This window comes from Micromonospora sp. NPDC020750 (genome assembly GCF_044334565.1).
Taxonomy (GTDB): domain Bacteria; phylum Actinomycetota; class Actinomycetes; order Mycobacteriales; family Micromonosporaceae; genus Micromonospora.
Map to the genome: position 1 here is coordinate 814647 of NZ_JBIRTH010000001.1, position 14064 is coordinate 828710.

Annotated in this window: 15 protein-coding genes and 1 pseudogene; 10 read left to right on the top strand and 6 right to left on the bottom strand. The window is 75.0% G+C overall.

Features of this window, described 5'->3' with window-relative positions; all coding sequences use genetic code 11:
- The first annotated feature begins 25 nt into the window (after positions 1-25).
- The 5 genes from ACH4T9_RS03730 to ACH4T9_RS03750 are packed head-to-tail and all read left to right on the top strand — an operon-like array spanning position 26 to position 4056.
- A complete protein-coding gene (locus ACH4T9_RS03730) occupies positions 26-1654 on the top strand; it encodes an AAA family ATPase (RefSeq protein ID WP_396669632.1) in 1629 nt (542 codons plus the stop codon).
- A gap of 55 nt (positions 1655-1709) precedes the next feature.
- Positions 1710-2165 carry a hypothetical protein gene (locus tag ACH4T9_RS03735; protein WP_396669633.1) on the top strand — a complete coding sequence of 152 codons (456 nt, stop codon included), beginning with the start codon at positions 1710-1712 and terminating at the stop codon, positions 2163-2165.
- Entirely contained in the window at positions 2162-2374 is a 213-nt protein-coding gene (locus tag ACH4T9_RS03740) for a DUF2997 domain-containing protein (protein ID WP_350886408.1), read from the top strand. Before ACH4T9_RS03735 ends, ACH4T9_RS03740 begins: the two co-directional genes overlap by 4 nt.
- Positions 2358-3383 carry a helix-hairpin-helix domain-containing protein gene (locus tag ACH4T9_RS03745; protein ID WP_396669634.1) on the top strand — a complete coding sequence of 342 codons (1026 nt, stop codon included), beginning with the start codon at positions 2358-2360 and terminating at the stop codon, positions 3381-3383. The genes ACH4T9_RS03740 and ACH4T9_RS03745 overlap by 17 nt, the downstream gene beginning before the upstream one ends.
- Positions 3361-4056 carry a 4Fe-4S single cluster domain-containing protein gene (locus ACH4T9_RS03750; protein WP_396669635.1) on the top strand — a complete coding sequence of 232 codons (696 nt, stop codon included), beginning with the start codon at positions 3361-3363 and terminating at the stop codon, positions 4054-4056. The genes ACH4T9_RS03745 and ACH4T9_RS03750 overlap by 23 nt, the downstream gene beginning before the upstream one ends.
- 2 nt (positions 4057-4058) lie before the next feature.
- On the opposite strand, the gene ACH4T9_RS03755 is transcribed toward ACH4T9_RS03750, so the two are convergent.
- The 3 genes from ACH4T9_RS03755 to ACH4T9_RS03765 are packed head-to-tail and all read right to left on the bottom strand — an operon-like array spanning position 4059 to position 6468.
- Positions 4059-4757, bottom strand: a complete 699-nt coding sequence (locus tag ACH4T9_RS03755; protein WP_396669636.1) for a hypothetical protein — start codon at positions 4755-4757, stop codon at positions 4059-4061.
- A gap of 2 nt (positions 4758-4759) precedes the next feature.
- Positions 4760-5554, bottom strand: a complete 795-nt coding sequence (locus tag ACH4T9_RS03760) for an ABC transporter permease (RefSeq protein ID WP_396669637.1) — start codon at positions 5552-5554, stop codon at positions 4760-4762.
- Complete coding sequence (locus ACH4T9_RS03765) at positions 5551-6468, bottom strand: ABC transporter ATP-binding protein (RefSeq protein ID WP_396669638.1); 918 nt, start codon at positions 6466-6468, stop codon at positions 5551-5553. Before ACH4T9_RS03765 ends, ACH4T9_RS03760 begins: the two co-directional genes overlap by 4 nt.
- 130 nt (positions 6469-6598) lie before the next feature.
- Here ACH4T9_RS03765 and ACH4T9_RS03770 point away from each other — a divergent pair, with 130 nt between their 5' ends.
- Together ACH4T9_RS03770 and ACH4T9_RS03775 are read left to right on the top strand one after the other, a co-directional pair.
- Positions 6599-7936, top strand: a complete 1338-nt coding sequence (locus tag ACH4T9_RS03770) for a sensor histidine kinase (RefSeq protein ID WP_396669639.1) — start codon at positions 6599-6601, stop codon at positions 7934-7936.
- Entirely contained in the window at positions 7915-8646 is a 732-nt protein-coding gene (locus ACH4T9_RS03775; RefSeq protein WP_396669899.1) for a response regulator, read from the top strand. The genes ACH4T9_RS03770 and ACH4T9_RS03775 overlap by 22 nt, the downstream gene beginning before the upstream one ends.
- A gap of 410 nt (positions 8647-9056) precedes the next feature.
- On the opposite strand, the gene ACH4T9_RS03780 is transcribed toward ACH4T9_RS03775, so the two are convergent.
- The gene (locus tag ACH4T9_RS03780) at positions 9057-9845 is read right to left on the bottom strand and encodes a D-Ala-D-Ala carboxypeptidase family metallohydrolase (protein WP_396669640.1); all 789 of its coding nucleotides are present in this window, start codon (positions 9843-9845) and stop codon (positions 9057-9059) included.
- A gap of 317 nt (positions 9846-10162) precedes the next feature.
- On the opposite strand from ACH4T9_RS03780, the pseudogene ACH4T9_RS03785 reads away from it, so the two are divergent.
- Positions 10163-10823, top strand: a pseudogene (locus ACH4T9_RS03785) (DUF6642 family protein).
- Between the two features lie 55 nt (positions 10824-10878).
- Here ACH4T9_RS03785 and ACH4T9_RS03790 read toward each other — a convergent pair.
- Positions 10879-11520, bottom strand: a complete 642-nt coding sequence (locus tag ACH4T9_RS03790) for an NAD(P)-dependent oxidoreductase (RefSeq protein ID WP_396669641.1) — start codon at positions 11518-11520, stop codon at positions 10879-10881.
- Between the two features lie 134 nt (positions 11521-11654).
- Positions 11655-12887, bottom strand: coding sequence for a serine hydrolase domain-containing protein (locus ACH4T9_RS03795; RefSeq protein ID WP_396669642.1), 1233 nt, complete (start codon positions 12885-12887; stop codon positions 11655-11657).
- A gap of 65 nt (positions 12888-12952) precedes the next feature.
- On the opposite strand from ACH4T9_RS03795, the gene ACH4T9_RS03800 reads away from it, so the two are divergent.
- Positions 12953-13546, top strand: coding sequence for a pentapeptide repeat-containing protein (locus ACH4T9_RS03800; protein ID WP_396669643.1), 594 nt, complete (start codon positions 12953-12955; stop codon positions 13544-13546).
- Between the two features lie 156 nt (positions 13547-13702).
- Entirely contained in the window at positions 13703-14032 is a 330-nt protein-coding gene (locus ACH4T9_RS03805; protein WP_396669644.1) for a hypothetical protein, read from the top strand.
- Positions 14033-14064: the final 32 nt, after the last annotated feature.

The following is a 14064-nucleotide window of genomic DNA, read 5'->3' on the forward strand; positions in this document are numbered from 1 at the left end:
GGCGACGCTTCGGGGAGGATCGGCGATGGCGACGGCCTTCCGCGACGCCCTGTCCCAGTTGCTCAAGGCCCGCGTGCCGGTGCTCCAAATCTGCTCGTACGAGGAGCAGCGGGTGCTCGCCGAGATCGCCGCGGTCGCCCACGACGCCGCCCGGGTACGCACTCCGCGCGGGGTGTGGACCTGGTCGGCCACCCGCGGCCTGGTCCCGCCCGACGGCAACCGGCGGCAGGGGACGGCCGACCCGGTGGCCGCCCTCGACGCGGCGTGGCGGATCGACGAGCCGGCCCTGGTCGTCCTCGCCGACCTGCACCCCGTGCTCGGCGCCGGTGGCCGCCCGGCCGACCCCGGGGTGGTGCGCCGGCTGCGCGAGCTGGCCGTCGCCTACCGCAGCGGCCCCGTGCCGCGCACCCTGGTGCTGTTGTCCCCGGTGCCGGACCTCCCGGTCGAGCTGACCAAGGACGTCACGGTGGTCGACTTCCCGCTGCCCACCGAGCCGGAGATCCGCGCGGTGCTGGAGGGGATCATCGCCGCCAACGCGACGGGCGGGCGCATCCGCATCGACCTGGACGAGCGGGGCCGGGAACGGCTGGCCAAGGCGGCCCTCGGGCTGACCCTGCACGAGGCGGAGAACGCGTTCGCCCGCGCCATGGTGGACGACGGCGTGCTCGACGCCCGCGACCTGCGGCTCGTGCACGAGGAGAAGCGGCAGGCCGTCCGGCGCAGCGGGTTGCTGGAGTTCCTCGACGCCCCGGTGCCGCTCGCCGACGTCGGCGGCTTGGAGAACCTCAAGCGCTGGCTGGCCAAGCGGGACGGCTCCTGGCTCGCCGAGGCCGCCGGGTACGGGCTGCCGGCCCCACGCGGCGTCCTGATCACCGGCGTCCCAGGCTGCGGAAAGTCGCTGACCGCGAAGGCGGTCGCCGCCGCCTGGGGGCTGCCGCTGCTGCGGCTGGACATCGGCAAGGTCTTCGCCGGGCTGGTCGGCTCCAGCGAGCAGAACATGCGCGAGGCGATCCGGGTCGCCGAGGCGACCGCGCCCTGCGTGCTCTGGCTGGACGAGATCGAGAAGGGCTTCGCCGGTGGCACGGGCGGCGACTCGGGCACGTCCGCCCGGGTCTTCGGCTCGTTCCTGACCTGGATGCAGGAGAAGACCCGTCCGGTCTTCGTCATCGCCACCGCCAACGACTTCGCCGCCCTCCCGCCGGAGCTGCTGCGCAAGGGACGCTTCGACGAGATCTTCTTCGTCGACCTGCCGACCCGGGCCGAACGCGCCTCGATCTGGAGCCTGCACATCGCCCGCCGGCTGCGGCACCCGGCCGTGGCCGGGGAGCTGACCGTCGACTCGGGGCTGCTGGCCGAGCTGTCCGGGCTCAGCGACGGCTACTCCGGCGCGGAGATCGAGCAGGCCGTCGTCGCCGGGCTCGTCGACGCGTACGCCGAGCGCCGGCCGCTGCGCCGCGACGACCTGTTGCGCGCACTCGTCAACATGGTTCCGTTGAGTGTCACCCAGGCCGAGCGGATCACCGCCGTACGGACCTGGGCGGAACACCGGGCGGTCGCCGCGACCGCCGCCGAGGACTGGGACCTCGACCCGCGTCCGTCGGGTGGCCCGGGGCTGCCGGGCGGCGGGCACGGGGGCCGGGCGGTGGAGTTCTGATGCCGGTACCCGCCCCCATCATCATCACCACCACGACGACGACAGGAGCGCGCCGGTGAGCATCTCGCTGATACTCGTACCCCTGGCGGTGGCCGCCGTGGCCGCCGCGCACGTCGCCACCGCCGACCGCGACGGCGACGGCCGGATGGTCTGCCAGGTGCAGACCCGGATGCGTGACGAGACGCTGCTCGCCGCCGCGCTGCGGGACACCGGCGCGGCGGTGACCGCCGCCACCGACGAGATCACCGCCGACTGGGCCGGGGTACGGGCCGGCTTCCTCCGCGGCCCGGACGGCATCTGGACCGCGCACCTCAGCGGCGAGGTCGACGAGGCGCGGGCGGTGGAGATCGTCCGGTCGGTCGACGCCGCGTACGGGCGGCAGGTGCAGGGCGCGGTGCTGGAACGACTGCGGGCCCAGGCCCCGGACGCCGGGCTGCGACTGGAATCGGAGCAGGTCACCGAGGACGCCTCGGTCCGGCTGGTCTTCGCCGTGCAGGAGCGGGACCGGTGACCGGCCAGCCCCGCGTCGTCGTCACCGTCAACCCGGACGGCTCGGTCAGCGCCGAGACCCAGGGCCTGCTCGGCGAGAGCTGCCTCGACTACGTGGCCGTGCTGGAGGACCTGCTCGACGCGCGGACGGTGCGCAGCGCGTACACGGCCGACCGCGACCGGGTGGCGACCGTCGTCGCCGACGAGCAGCACGATGTCGACCGCGCCTGACGGTTGGCCGCCGAGCTGGCCGCCCGCGTCGGGCCCACCGGCGTACCCGCCGCCCGGCCCGCCCGGGTATCCGCTCCCGCCCGCTGCCGGCCCGAAGGGGTACCCGCCGCCCGGTCCGCCCACCTGGGCCGGCGCGCCGCCGGTGCGCTCGCCCAGGGTCAACGTCTGGTGGCGGCTGCGGCACAGCTGGTGGCTGCTGTTGCCGATCTTCGGGTTCAGCTGCTTCGGCGGGATCGGCTTCCTCTACGTCGGCATCCGGGCCCGGCGCTCGGATTGGTGGATTCCCGGCATCGTCTACCTGCTCGCCAGCTGGGGCGGCTTCATCGGGATCGGCGTCGCCGAGAAGGGCAGCGACGCCAGCGCCTGGTGCTTCGGCCTGTGGTTCGCGGCCTGGGTGGTCAGCGTGATGCACGCACTCGGGGTCAACGTGTTCTGGTTGCGGTGGCGGGCCGGCCACCGGCCCGGGTACGCCCGGCCCGCGCCGGGCTGGCCCGGGTCCGCGTACCCGCCCGGGGTCCTCGCCCCGCCGCCCGGCCCGCCGGTGGGCGGCGGGTTCGGCAGCCCCGTCTCCGGCCCGCCCGTCGTCGGGCAGCCGGGCGGGTACTGGGCCGCCGGCCCGGCCGCGACCAAGGTCCCGGGCGACCCGACCGCCGGCCCGCTGCTGCCCATGGCCGACCCGACCGCCGCGCCGCTGGGCTTCGGCGCGCCGCTGGACTTCGGCGCGCCGGTCTTCGGCCCGCCCACCAGCCCGCCGCCGGACGCCGCGCCGTCCCCGGTGGACGTCAACGCAGCCGGGGCGGGGCAGCTCGCCGCGCTCCCCGGCTTCGACGCCGCCCGCGCCGGGCGGGTGCTCGTCGCCCGGGAGGCCCGCCGGGGGTTCGGCAGCGTCGCCGAGTTCGCCGCCGCCGCCGAGCTGGCCCCGCACGAGTACGCCCGCCTGCGCGACCTGCTGGTCTGCGGGCCGCCCGCCCACCCGGGGACGTCCGGTGGACGCGTACTCGATTTCTGAGACCGGCCCGGTGCGGCGCTCCGCCGCCGGGCCGGAACTGGTGGCGCTGGCCCGGTTCCTCGCGTCGACCCGGGCCGAGGGTCCCGGCGAGCGGACCGCGCTGTGGGTGCAGGGCTGCGCGATCCGCTGCCCGGGCTGCTTCAACCCCCAGCTCTGGACGTTCCGGGGCGGAGAACTCGTCGCGCCGGCCGAACTGGTCGAGCGGGTCCTCGCCGCCGGCACGCAGGGGGTGACCCTGCTCGGCGGAGAGCCGTTCGACCAGGCCGGCGCGCTGGCCGAGGTGGCCGCCGGGGTGCGCCGGGCCGGCCGGTCGGTGATGACCTTCACCGGCTACACCCGCGACGGCCTGCGCCGCGCCGTCGACAGCGGACGCGAGGACGTGGCAGCCCTGCTGGCCGAGACCGACCTGCTGGTCGCCGGGCCGTTCCGGGCCGACCTGGTCGACACCGACCGGCCCTGGGTGGGCTCCACCAACCAGGAGTTCGCGCTGCTCAACGACCGCTTCCCGGGGCTGCTCGACGAGCTGCCCCGGACACCGGACCGGGTCGAGGTGACCGTCGACGCCACCGGCCGGGTCTCGGTCAACGGCTGGGCCGAGGTCGACGCGCTGGACGAGCTGCTGGCCTCGGTGGGCCGCCCCCAGCGCCGGTCGGCCAACGCCGAGCGCCGGTAGCCTCACCCCGGGGCCGCCCGGCGGGTCAGCCGCCAGTACTGCCGCTTCTCCTCGTCCCGCACCACCACCCCGAGCCGGGCCAACTCCCGCCGCAGGTCGTCGGCGTCCCCGCGCCGGCCCCGGTCCACCGCCCCCTGCCGCGCCCGCAGCAGGGCGTCCGCCCCCGCCGGCAGCCCCGGCAGCCCGTCCACCCACCGCCGGTACGCGTCCTGGTGCGGGTCCGCGTCCGCCCAGGGCCAGCCGTGCCCCCGGAACGCGGCGGCCAGCCGCCCGGCGCTCACGTCGCCGTGCTCCCGGGCCAGTTCCTCCTCCCCGTCGCCCAGCAGCACCAGGTCCCGCCGGTCGACGAACACCACCCGCACGGCGGAACGGGCCACCTCCTGGTCCCGCCCGGCGCAGCGCAGCCGGACCTGCCGCGCGTCCACCTCGACCCGCAGCCGCTCCCAGGTGCCGATCCCGGCGACGACGAGCCCGGCCAGCGCGCCGAGCGCCAGCGCACCGATCGTGACCTGGGGCCGGGGCAGCCCGGCAAGCGCCTCGAACCAGCCCGGAACGGGCACCCACGGCAGCCCGGCGACCGGGCCGGCGACGGCGGTGAGCAGCCAGCCTGCGCCGGCCCCGACCAGCGGGAAGCCGCCCCACATGACCGCCAGCTCGCCCGCCCCGCCGTCGACCCGCGTCGGCGCGTCCCCGGCACTCATGGTCAGGACACCTCCCGCCGCAGCGTGCGGACCAGCCCGCCGGCCAGCGGCAGCACCGTCCAGACCAGCACCGACACGGCCATCCGCCCCCACTGGCCGGCCGTCACCTCCGGGCCGAACAGCGGCTCCATGGCGACGCTGGTGTCCAGCCAGCGGGCCGGCTCCCGCAGCGCCGCGACCATGCCGGCCAGCACCGCCCAGACCGTCGGCAGCAGCAGGTAGGTGACCACCGCCACCGGGGTGTTCAGCAGCAGCAGGCCGAACGCCGCACCCATCAGCACCCCCAGCACCTGTAGGACCACCGCGTGCAACAGCCGGGCGGCCTCGAACGACCAGTCGCCCGACCCGCCCGTCGCCTTCGCGACCAGCGTTCCGACTGCGGCGACGGCCAGGGTGACCAGCACCGACGCCAGCGCGGCCAGCACCACCGCGGCGAGCTTCGCGACGATCACCCGCTCCCGGCGGGGCACCAGCGCGTACGTGGTCAGCGCGGTGCGCTGGGACCACTCCCCGGTGATCGACAGGATGCCCAGCACCGGCAGGAGCAGGCCGGCGGGCAGCAGCTGCGGGACGAAGAACGCGGTGAACGTCTGTTCGTCGTCGGCCAGCACCCACAGCTGCACCACGGCGATCGCGACGGAGATCAGGCCGATGCCGGCCAGCAGCCACCGCCCGGCCCGGGTGTCGACGAGCTTGCGCAGCTCGACGGCGGTCAGCCGGGGCAGCGACGATCCGCGTACCCCCGGGTGAGCCGGCGGGGCGACGGCGGGTGCGGTGGGGGCGGTGCTCGCGCTCATGCGGTGGTCTCCTTCGTCGACGTGCCGCCGGTGAGGGTGAGGAAGAGCTGTTCCAGGCCACCGCCGCCGGCCGGGCGCAGCTCGGTGAGGACGACCCCCGCGTCCGCCGCTGCCTGCCCGACCACGCCGGGCTCGGCCTGGACCAACAGGCCGCCGCCGGGCGACGCGGCCGGGCCGGCGGCGATTGTCGCGGCGAGGCCGGCGTGGGCCAGCGCCCGCCCCAGGGCCTCCCCGTCGCGGGCCCGGACCAGCGTGCCGGCGTCGGCCAGCAGCTCGTCCGTGCCGCCGGAGGCGACCACCCGACCACCCCCGATCACCACCAACTGGTCGGCCACCGCCTCCACCTCCCTCAGCAGGTGGGAGGAGAGCAGCACGGTGCCGCCCCGGTCGGCGAAGTCGCGCAGCAGGCCGCGCATCCAGAAGATGCCCTCCGGGTCCAGGCCGTTCGCCGGCTCGTCCAGGATCAGCACCCGGGGGTCGCCCAGCAGCGCGTGCGCCAGGCCGAGCCGCTGCCGCATCCCCAACGAGTACGCGCCGACGCGCCGCCGCGCGGCACTTGCGCCCAGCCCGACCTGGTCGAGCTTCACGTCGACCTCCCGCCGGGGCACGCCCATCGTGGCGGCGGCCAGCGTCAGCACCTCCCGCCCGGTCCGCCCGGAGTGCTGCGCTGAGGCGTCCAGCAGCACCCCGACCACCCGGCCCGGGTTCGCGAGCCGTCGGTACGGCACTCCGCAGACGGTGGCGGTGCCCGCGCTCGGCGGGGCCAGCCCGCAGATCATCCGCATCGTGGTGGACTTGCCGGCCCCGTTCGGGCCGAGGAAGCCGGTGACGCTGCCCGGCGCGCAGGTGAAGCTGACGTCGTCGACGGCGGCGCGACCGCCGTACCGCTTGGTCAGGTGCTCAACTTCGATCATGGGTCGAGCCTGCCCGCGCCACCCGGCCGGGCGCTGCGGTCACCGGTCGAGAACCACATCGACCTCCGGCCACGGCCGGCGTCGACTTTGGTAGCTGTCGGCGGGGCTGCGGCCTTCCTAGCATGGGGTGGTGACCAGCGCCGTCGTACCGGATCATCCCTGGCTGCTGCCGGGTGCCCTCGCCGACGTGGCGTCGTCCGGGGCGCGACCCCGACGGACCACCCGCGACTGGCTGGTGGACGCCCACCTCTTCCTGTTCGCCCTCGGCTGGGCCGTCGTCGCCGCCTGGGACGCCGGCCAGCCCGTTCCGGAGGTGGCCGGGCGGCTGCCGTACGAGTGGTTGCAGGGCCTCGACACGGTGCTCGGGCTGCTGGCCTGCGCGGCGCTGTGGCTCCGCCGCCGCTGGCCCCTCGGCCTGGCGGTGGCCACCCTGCCGCTCGGGCTGTTCTCGGCGACCGCCGCGGTGGCCCTCGTGGTCATCATGTTCACGGTCGTGGTGCACCGGCCGCTGTCGCAGGCCGCGCTGGTGTTCGGCGGCAGCGCGCTGACCAGCGTCAGCTACGCGTTGCTCCGCCCCGACCCGGCGATCGGATTCCGGGGCGAGCTGGCCTGGGCGGCCGTCTTCACCGGCTCGGTGCTCGCCTGGGGGATGTTCGTCCGGGCCCGCCGGCAGCTCATCCTGTCCCTGCGCGACCGGGCCGAGCGGGCCGAGGCGGAGCAGCAGCTCCGGGTGGCGCAGGCCCGGCAGTTGGAGCGCACCCGGATCGCCCGGGAGATGCACGACGTGCTGGCACACCGGATCTCGCTGCTCAGCCTGCACGCCGGCGCGCTGGAGTTCCGGCCGGACGCGCCGCCGCAGGAGGTCGCCCGGGCGGCCGGCGTGATCCGGGAGAGCGCCCACGCCGCCCTCCAGGACCTGCGCGAGGTCATCGGCGTCCTCCGCGCCGACGACCCGCCCCCACCCGGCCCGGCGTCGTCGGGCCGGGTGTCGACCGGGTCGGCCCGGCCCGGACCCGCCCCCACCCCGGCGGCCCGGTCGGCGCCGCAGCCGGCCGCGGTGGAACGTCCGCAGCCCACCCTGGCCGACGTTCCCACGCTGGTCGCGGAGTCCCGGGCCGCCGGCATGCGGGTGGAGGTGGTCGACACCGTCGACGCGGCCGGGACCTCGCCCGCCGCGCTCGGGCGCGGCGCGTACCGGATCGTCCAGGAGGGGCTGACCAACGCCCGCAAGCACGCGCCGGGCGCGGCCGTCACCGTCCGGCTCTCCGGGGCACCCGGCGAAGGGCTGACCGTCGACGTCCGCAACCGCTGGCCGGTGGGGGCCGAGTCGCAGCCCGCCATCCCCGGCACCGGCACCGGCCTGGTCGGCGTCGCCGAACGGGTCAGCCTGGCCGGCGGGCGCCTGGAGCACGGGCGGGACGGGGCTGGCGACTTCCGGCTGACCGCCTGGCTACCCTGGCCGGCATGACCGGGCGGGAACACGACGGCGGCAGCCCCGGACAGGGACACCCGGGGGAGCCCGTGCGGGTGCTGATCGTCGACGACGACGCCCTGGTCCGGGCCGGCCTGTCGATGATCCTCGGCGGCGTGCCCGACCTGCGGGTGGTCGGCGAGGCCGCCGACGGCGACCAGGTGCCGGCCGCCGTCGCCGCCTGCGCGCCCGACGTGGTGCTGATGGACATCCGGATGCCCCGGGTGGACGGGCTCGCCGCCACCGAGGCGCTGCGCGCCCAGCCCCGTCCGCCCGAGGTCCTCGTCCTGACCACCTTCGACGCCGACGACCAGGTGCTGCGGGCGCTGCGCGCCGGGGCGGCCGGGTTCCTGCTCAAGGACACTCCGCCCGCCGAGATCGTCCGGGCGGTGCGCCGGGTCGCAGCCGGGGAGGCCACCCTCTCACCGACGGTCACCCGGCAACTGATCCGGCACGTCACCGCGTCCGGGCCGGCCGGCGTCGACCCCCGCCGCGAACGGGCCCTACGGATGCTGGCCGGGCTCAGCGAGCGGGAACGGGAGGTCGCGGTGGCGCTCGGTCAGGGCCGGACCAACGCCGAGATCTCCGGCGAGCTGTTCATGAGCGTGGCCACGGTCAAGGCGTACGTCTCCCGCCTGCTCACCAAGCTCGACCTGAACAACCGCGTCCAGGTCGCCATCCTGGTCCACGACGCCGGCCTCGCCTGATCCGGCCACCGCCGCTGCTCCCTGCGCCCCGCCCCCGCCCGCCCCATGCCGCCCCGTGTATCGGGCAGTCGGGTGACGGCCGGACGATTGCACCCCGCATCCGGTCGGGGACCCGTCCTTCGGCCCCTTTGGAGCTGCCCCGTTTACGCTCCCGCTCCATCGACCGCACAAACGGGGCAGCTCCATAGGAGCCAACGGAGGGTAGACCGACCCGGCAGGGGGTCGACCCGGCGAAGACCGACTCGGCAGGGGTCGATGATGTCGGTAGCGCGCGTATCCCCTGGGGCCTGCAAGCCGGAGAGGGAAGGTCGAACACCCCGTCGACGGGCAGATGACGCGCTCCGGCGCGCCGGCGCGGCCGCGGGGCAGTCCTCGCGGTCGAGCCGGCGGCGTCCGCCTGGCGGCCCCGGTCAGTCGCCGCTGGTGCCGATCCCGCAGTTCGGCGCGGACCAGACGGTCGTGTTCGACGTCTGATCGCTGTTGTTCTCCCGGCGGGAGTCCACGTGGACGTGGTCGCCGTGGTCCGGGTACCCGGGGCCGTAGATTCCGCTGAAGCCGTGGTCGCGGGCCGCGCGGGCGGCGTCGCACAACGACGAGTCGCGGGGGACGAGGTCGGCTGCGGTGCCGTAGAGGTGCTGGCTGTCCGATGCCCCGCCGACCTGCTGGTTGCACTCCTTGCTGCGGAAGCCGCTGGTGACGAGCAGCGGCTTGTCCCCGAGTTCGCGCCGCAGCGCCTCCAGCTTCCACATGGTGCGCAGCGCGTTGGCCTTCGTCTTCGTCGCCGACAGCGGGCCCCCGCTCCAGCCGCCCAGGCCGCAGCCGTTGTCCAACTCCTTGTAGCTGAAGTGACGCGGGGTGCAGTCGTTGTCCTGGAGCGCGTACAGCTTGGTGTACGTCTGCGGCCCGGCGACCCCGTCGGCCTTCAGCCCGTACGCCGACTGGAAGCGCTTGACCGCGGCGGCGGTCTTCGGGCCGTACCGGCCGTCGTTCTCCACGATGTCCCGGGTGCCGGCCCACCCGGCGACCCGGATCTGGAGTTGGCGGACGTCGTCGCCGGAGCGCCCCTGGTACAGGTTTCGTTTCCAGGTGTAGCAGCCGTCGGCGTGGGCCGCCGGGGCGGCCACCACCGTGGCGATCGCGACGCCGGGCAACGCCAGGGCGAACGCGACCACGGCCCGCTTCAAGGTTTCGGCACGCACGGAAGTCCTCCCGTAAGGAGAGCGAATGGGGTGAGCCGGGTCCGTCGACCGGGACGTCCCGTCCGTTCCACCCTCGCACCGTGGCGTCCTTCCGGAGACGAATAACCGGAATTGTTCTTGCTTTTCCCGGGGTTGGGGATCTGCCGGGAAAGGAGGGTGAAATGGGGACACCCCATTGCGGGTCGCCGATGCACGGAACGGCCGGAACGGTACGCGGGGCGCGGCGTGACGGAAACGTGATTCGGATCCGACGGAGGGTGACTGTCGGGGCGCGGGTGGCCGGCGGTAACGTCACCGAGGGCTGGGGGGAGGTGGCTGTGGCACGTGGTGGCGTCTTCTGTGTCGAGGGGCAGTGGCACCGCGACCTCAACGAGCGCGGATCAGTCCTGCCGACCCTGGAGCTGCTCGAACGGCTTGGCAAGATCCGGTTCATCCACAAGGACGCGGCCACCCGGGACGAGCTCTTCTACTTCCTCGACCGCTGGCTGCTCAAGCAGTACGCCGACTACCGGGTGGGCTTCTTCGCCATGCACGGCGAGCCGAGCCGGCTCTGCCTCACCGACTGGGACTCCGTCGACCTCGCCGACGTGGCCGAGCGGATGGCCGGCCGGTGCGACGGCCGGCGGCTCTACTTCGGCAGCTGCTCGGTGCTGCGGGCGTCCGACGCCGTGCTGCGCGACTTCCTCGACGCCACCGGCGCCGCGTTGATCTGTGGTCACCCGGGAGGTCGACTGGGTGGAGTCGGCCGCGTTCGAGACCGTGCTGCTCGACGTGCTCGCCAACGGGCACCGGCACAACGCCGCCGAGCTGCGGATGGGCTCCGCACACTGGGCGCCCCTGGCGGCGTACCTGGGCTTCCGGGTGATCTACGCCAACGGCCGGGCGTGGCGGCCCACCGTGCGACCCCGGGTGCCGGCCCAGCCCACGGGACGGACCGCAGCCCGGCCCCGCTCGGCGGACACTGGTAGAAACGACTGACGGCACACGGCCCGGTCCCGGCGGCCCGGTTCCCTGCGGCCCAGAACCCGGCGGCTCAGTATCCGGCGGTGAAGCGCATGTTCTCGAAGCGCGGGTGCTCGATCTCGTCCACGACGGCGACGGCCAGGTCCTCGTAGCTCAGCACCGCGCGGCCCCGCTCGTCGGTGACCGGCTCGTCCGTGCCGGTCCGGTAGTGGCCCGTGCGTTCGCCGGGGTGGAACTCCAGCGGCGGTGGGGAGACGTACGTCCAGGTCACCCCTTCGGCCGAGGACCGGTACCAGGCCAAGGCGTCGGCCTGGCCCAGCGCCGAGTCCCGGTACTCCTCGGGGAAGTCCGGCTCCTCGAGGAACGGGACGCCCCTCGGGTTGAGCAGGGTCGCCCCGCCGCCGACGTGGATCACCCGGGGCGGGTTGGGCAGGTCCCGCAGCACCGTGATCAGGTTCTCCGCCGCGTCCCGCCACAGCGCCCGCTCCCCGCCGCCGACCGCCACCACGATCGCGTCCGCGCCCGGGGCCAGCTCCCGTACGCTGCGTGCCGAGGTGGCATCGCCGGTGACCAGGTCGACCCCGGCCGGCAGGTAGCTGACCGCTTCCGGCCGGCGCACCGCCGCGGTCACCCGGTGGCCCCGGTTCACCGCCTCGGCGGTGATCCGCGAACCCGCCGTGCCGCCGGCCCCGAACACCACGATGTCGCTCATCGCCTGACCGCCTCCCGCGCCGCACCCGTCCGAGCGGCCGTCGTCGTCGTCCCCAGGCTATGGAGCCGAGCGCCCCGGCGGCGCCGTTCCGGCGATCCCGGGCGGGAGGCCGCGACCGTCGGACCCGACCGGGCTCAGTCGACGAGGGCGGAGTAGACGAGCTGACGCAGCTGCGTTCGCAGCGGGTAGGTGCTCGACGGCAGAAGCTGGGTGAACAGCAGCGCGGTGACCTCCTCCACCGGGTCCACCCAGAACGCGGTGCTGGCCATCCCGCCCCAGTAGTACTCGCCGACGCTGCTCGGCACCCGGGCCGGGACCGGGTCCTGCACCACGGCGAAGCCGAGGCCGAACCCGACGCCCTCCAGCACCGTCTCGGCGAACCCGGACGGGGAGAACGAGGCCAGGTCCCGACCGCCGGGCAGGTGGTTGCGGGTCATGAAGCGCACCGTCCGGGGCCCGAGCAGGCGCACGCCGTCCAGCTCGCCGCCGCGTAGCAGCATCTGGGTGAAGCGGTGGTAGTCGCCGGCCGTCGAGACCAGCCCGCCGCCGCCGGACAGCCACGTCGGCTCGGTCAGCGCGGCCCGGCCGATCGAGTCGGCGCGGAATATCTGGCCGGTCGCCGGGTTCGGGGCGTACAGGGCGGCCAGCCGCTTGGCGTCCGGCTCGTCGACCCACCAGCGGGTGTCGGTCATGCCCAGCGGGCGCAGGATCCGGTCGGCGAGGAACTGGTCCAGCCGCCGGCCGGAGACGACCTCGACGAGCCGGCCGAGCACGTCGGTGGCGACCCCGTAGTTCCAGCTGCTGCCCGGCTGGAAGAGCAGCGGCAGCCGGGCCAGCGTCCGCGTGGCGGCGGTCAGGTCGGCCCCGGTGGGCACGCTGAGGTCGAAGCCGGCGGCCCGGTACAGGCCGTCGACCACCGAGACCTGGGCGAACCCGTACGTCAGCCCGGCGGTGTGGGTGAGCAGGTGCCAGATCCGGATCGGCTCGACCGCCGGCACCGTGTGCGGGCTGGTCACCGGGCCACTGTCGTAGACCCGGGCGTCGGCGAACTCCGGCAGCCAGCGGCTGATCGGGTCGGTCAGCTCGAACCGGCCCTCCTCCCACAGCATCATCGCCGCGACTGAGATGATCGGCTTGGTCATCGAGTAGATGCGCCAGAGGGTGTCCGGCTCGACCGGGGCGCCCGCCTCCCGGTCCCGCAGGCCGTAGGTCGAGGAGTGGGCGATCTCGCCCCGGCGGGTGACGACGATCTGCCAGCCGGCGAGCCGCCCCTCGTCGACGTACCTGCCGAAGTGTTCGTCGATCCGCCCCAGCCGGGCGGGATCGAAGCCGAGCCGGTCGGGGTCGGTGCTGCGCGCCACACTCACCCGCCGAACCTACTAGCCGGTACGGGCTGTGCGGAAGATGCCGGCTTGCCCAGTAGGCTGACCAGGTGTTGGAGCCGACCGAGGACGTGACCTTCCGCCACGACGACTGGTACGGCGAGGAGCTGGTCGACCGGCACTTCGTGCGCTGCGAGTTCTTCCACGTGGACCTGACCGAGGCGGTCAGCCGGGGTGCCGTCTTCACCGGCTGCACCTTCGGCAACGTGGCGTTCAACGCCTCCCGGCACACCGACTCGGCCTTCACCCGCTGCGTCTTCAAACGGTGCAACCTCTTCGACGCCGAGTTCACCGGCTGCAAGCTGGTCGGCAGCAGCTTCGCGGAGTGCGACCTGCGTCCGCTGCGGATCGACGGCGGGGACTGGTCGTTCGTGGCCCTGCCGGGGGCCGACCTGCGCGGGGCGCGCCTGACCGACGTGCGGATGCGCGAGGTGGACCTGACCGGCGCCGACCTGACCGGCGCCACGGTCACCGGCGTCGACCTGTCCGGTGCCCAGCTGCACGGCTCCCGCCTCTCCCGTGCCGACCTGCGGGGCAGTGACCTGTCCGCGCTCGACCCGACCGTGGTGGAGCGGGCCGACGCGCTGATCGACGCCGAACAGGCGCTGGTGCTGGCCCGGGCGCTCGGCTTCCGGCTCGGCTGACCCCGGCGGGTTCTGAGCCGTCCCCGGCGTCCCCGGCCGCCGGGCCGGTCGGGGCGGAGACGCCCCCCGGAGGACAGTTTGTCCGTCGCGTCGCCGCGGAGCGGCCGTACGTTTTCTGCTGTCCCGGTCCGTCCATCCACTGTGGAGGCTTCACCGATGAGCAGCACCGCCACCCGTACCGTCCGTCCCGCGGCTTCCCTCGGCGTCGAGGAGTCGGGGGAGACGCTCCGGGAGATCCCGCTGCCCCCGTACATCACGGGGGAGGACGCCCAGTTCGCGGTGCGGGCGGTGGTGGTGCACGCGCCCCGGCGCTGGTCGGGCGGGACGGTCTGCCGCAACGACGCGAGCCCGCACCCGTGCCGGCTGCACCGCTGGGGCCGGCGGGTGCTCACGCTGCGCGGTCTGCGGTCCGCCGAGATCGACGCGCTGATCGAGCGGGGCGACCCCACCGTGACGGTCCGCCCGCCCGACCGCCCCGGCGCCTGAAGACGCGGCGGGCCCGCCTCCCGTCCCGGCGG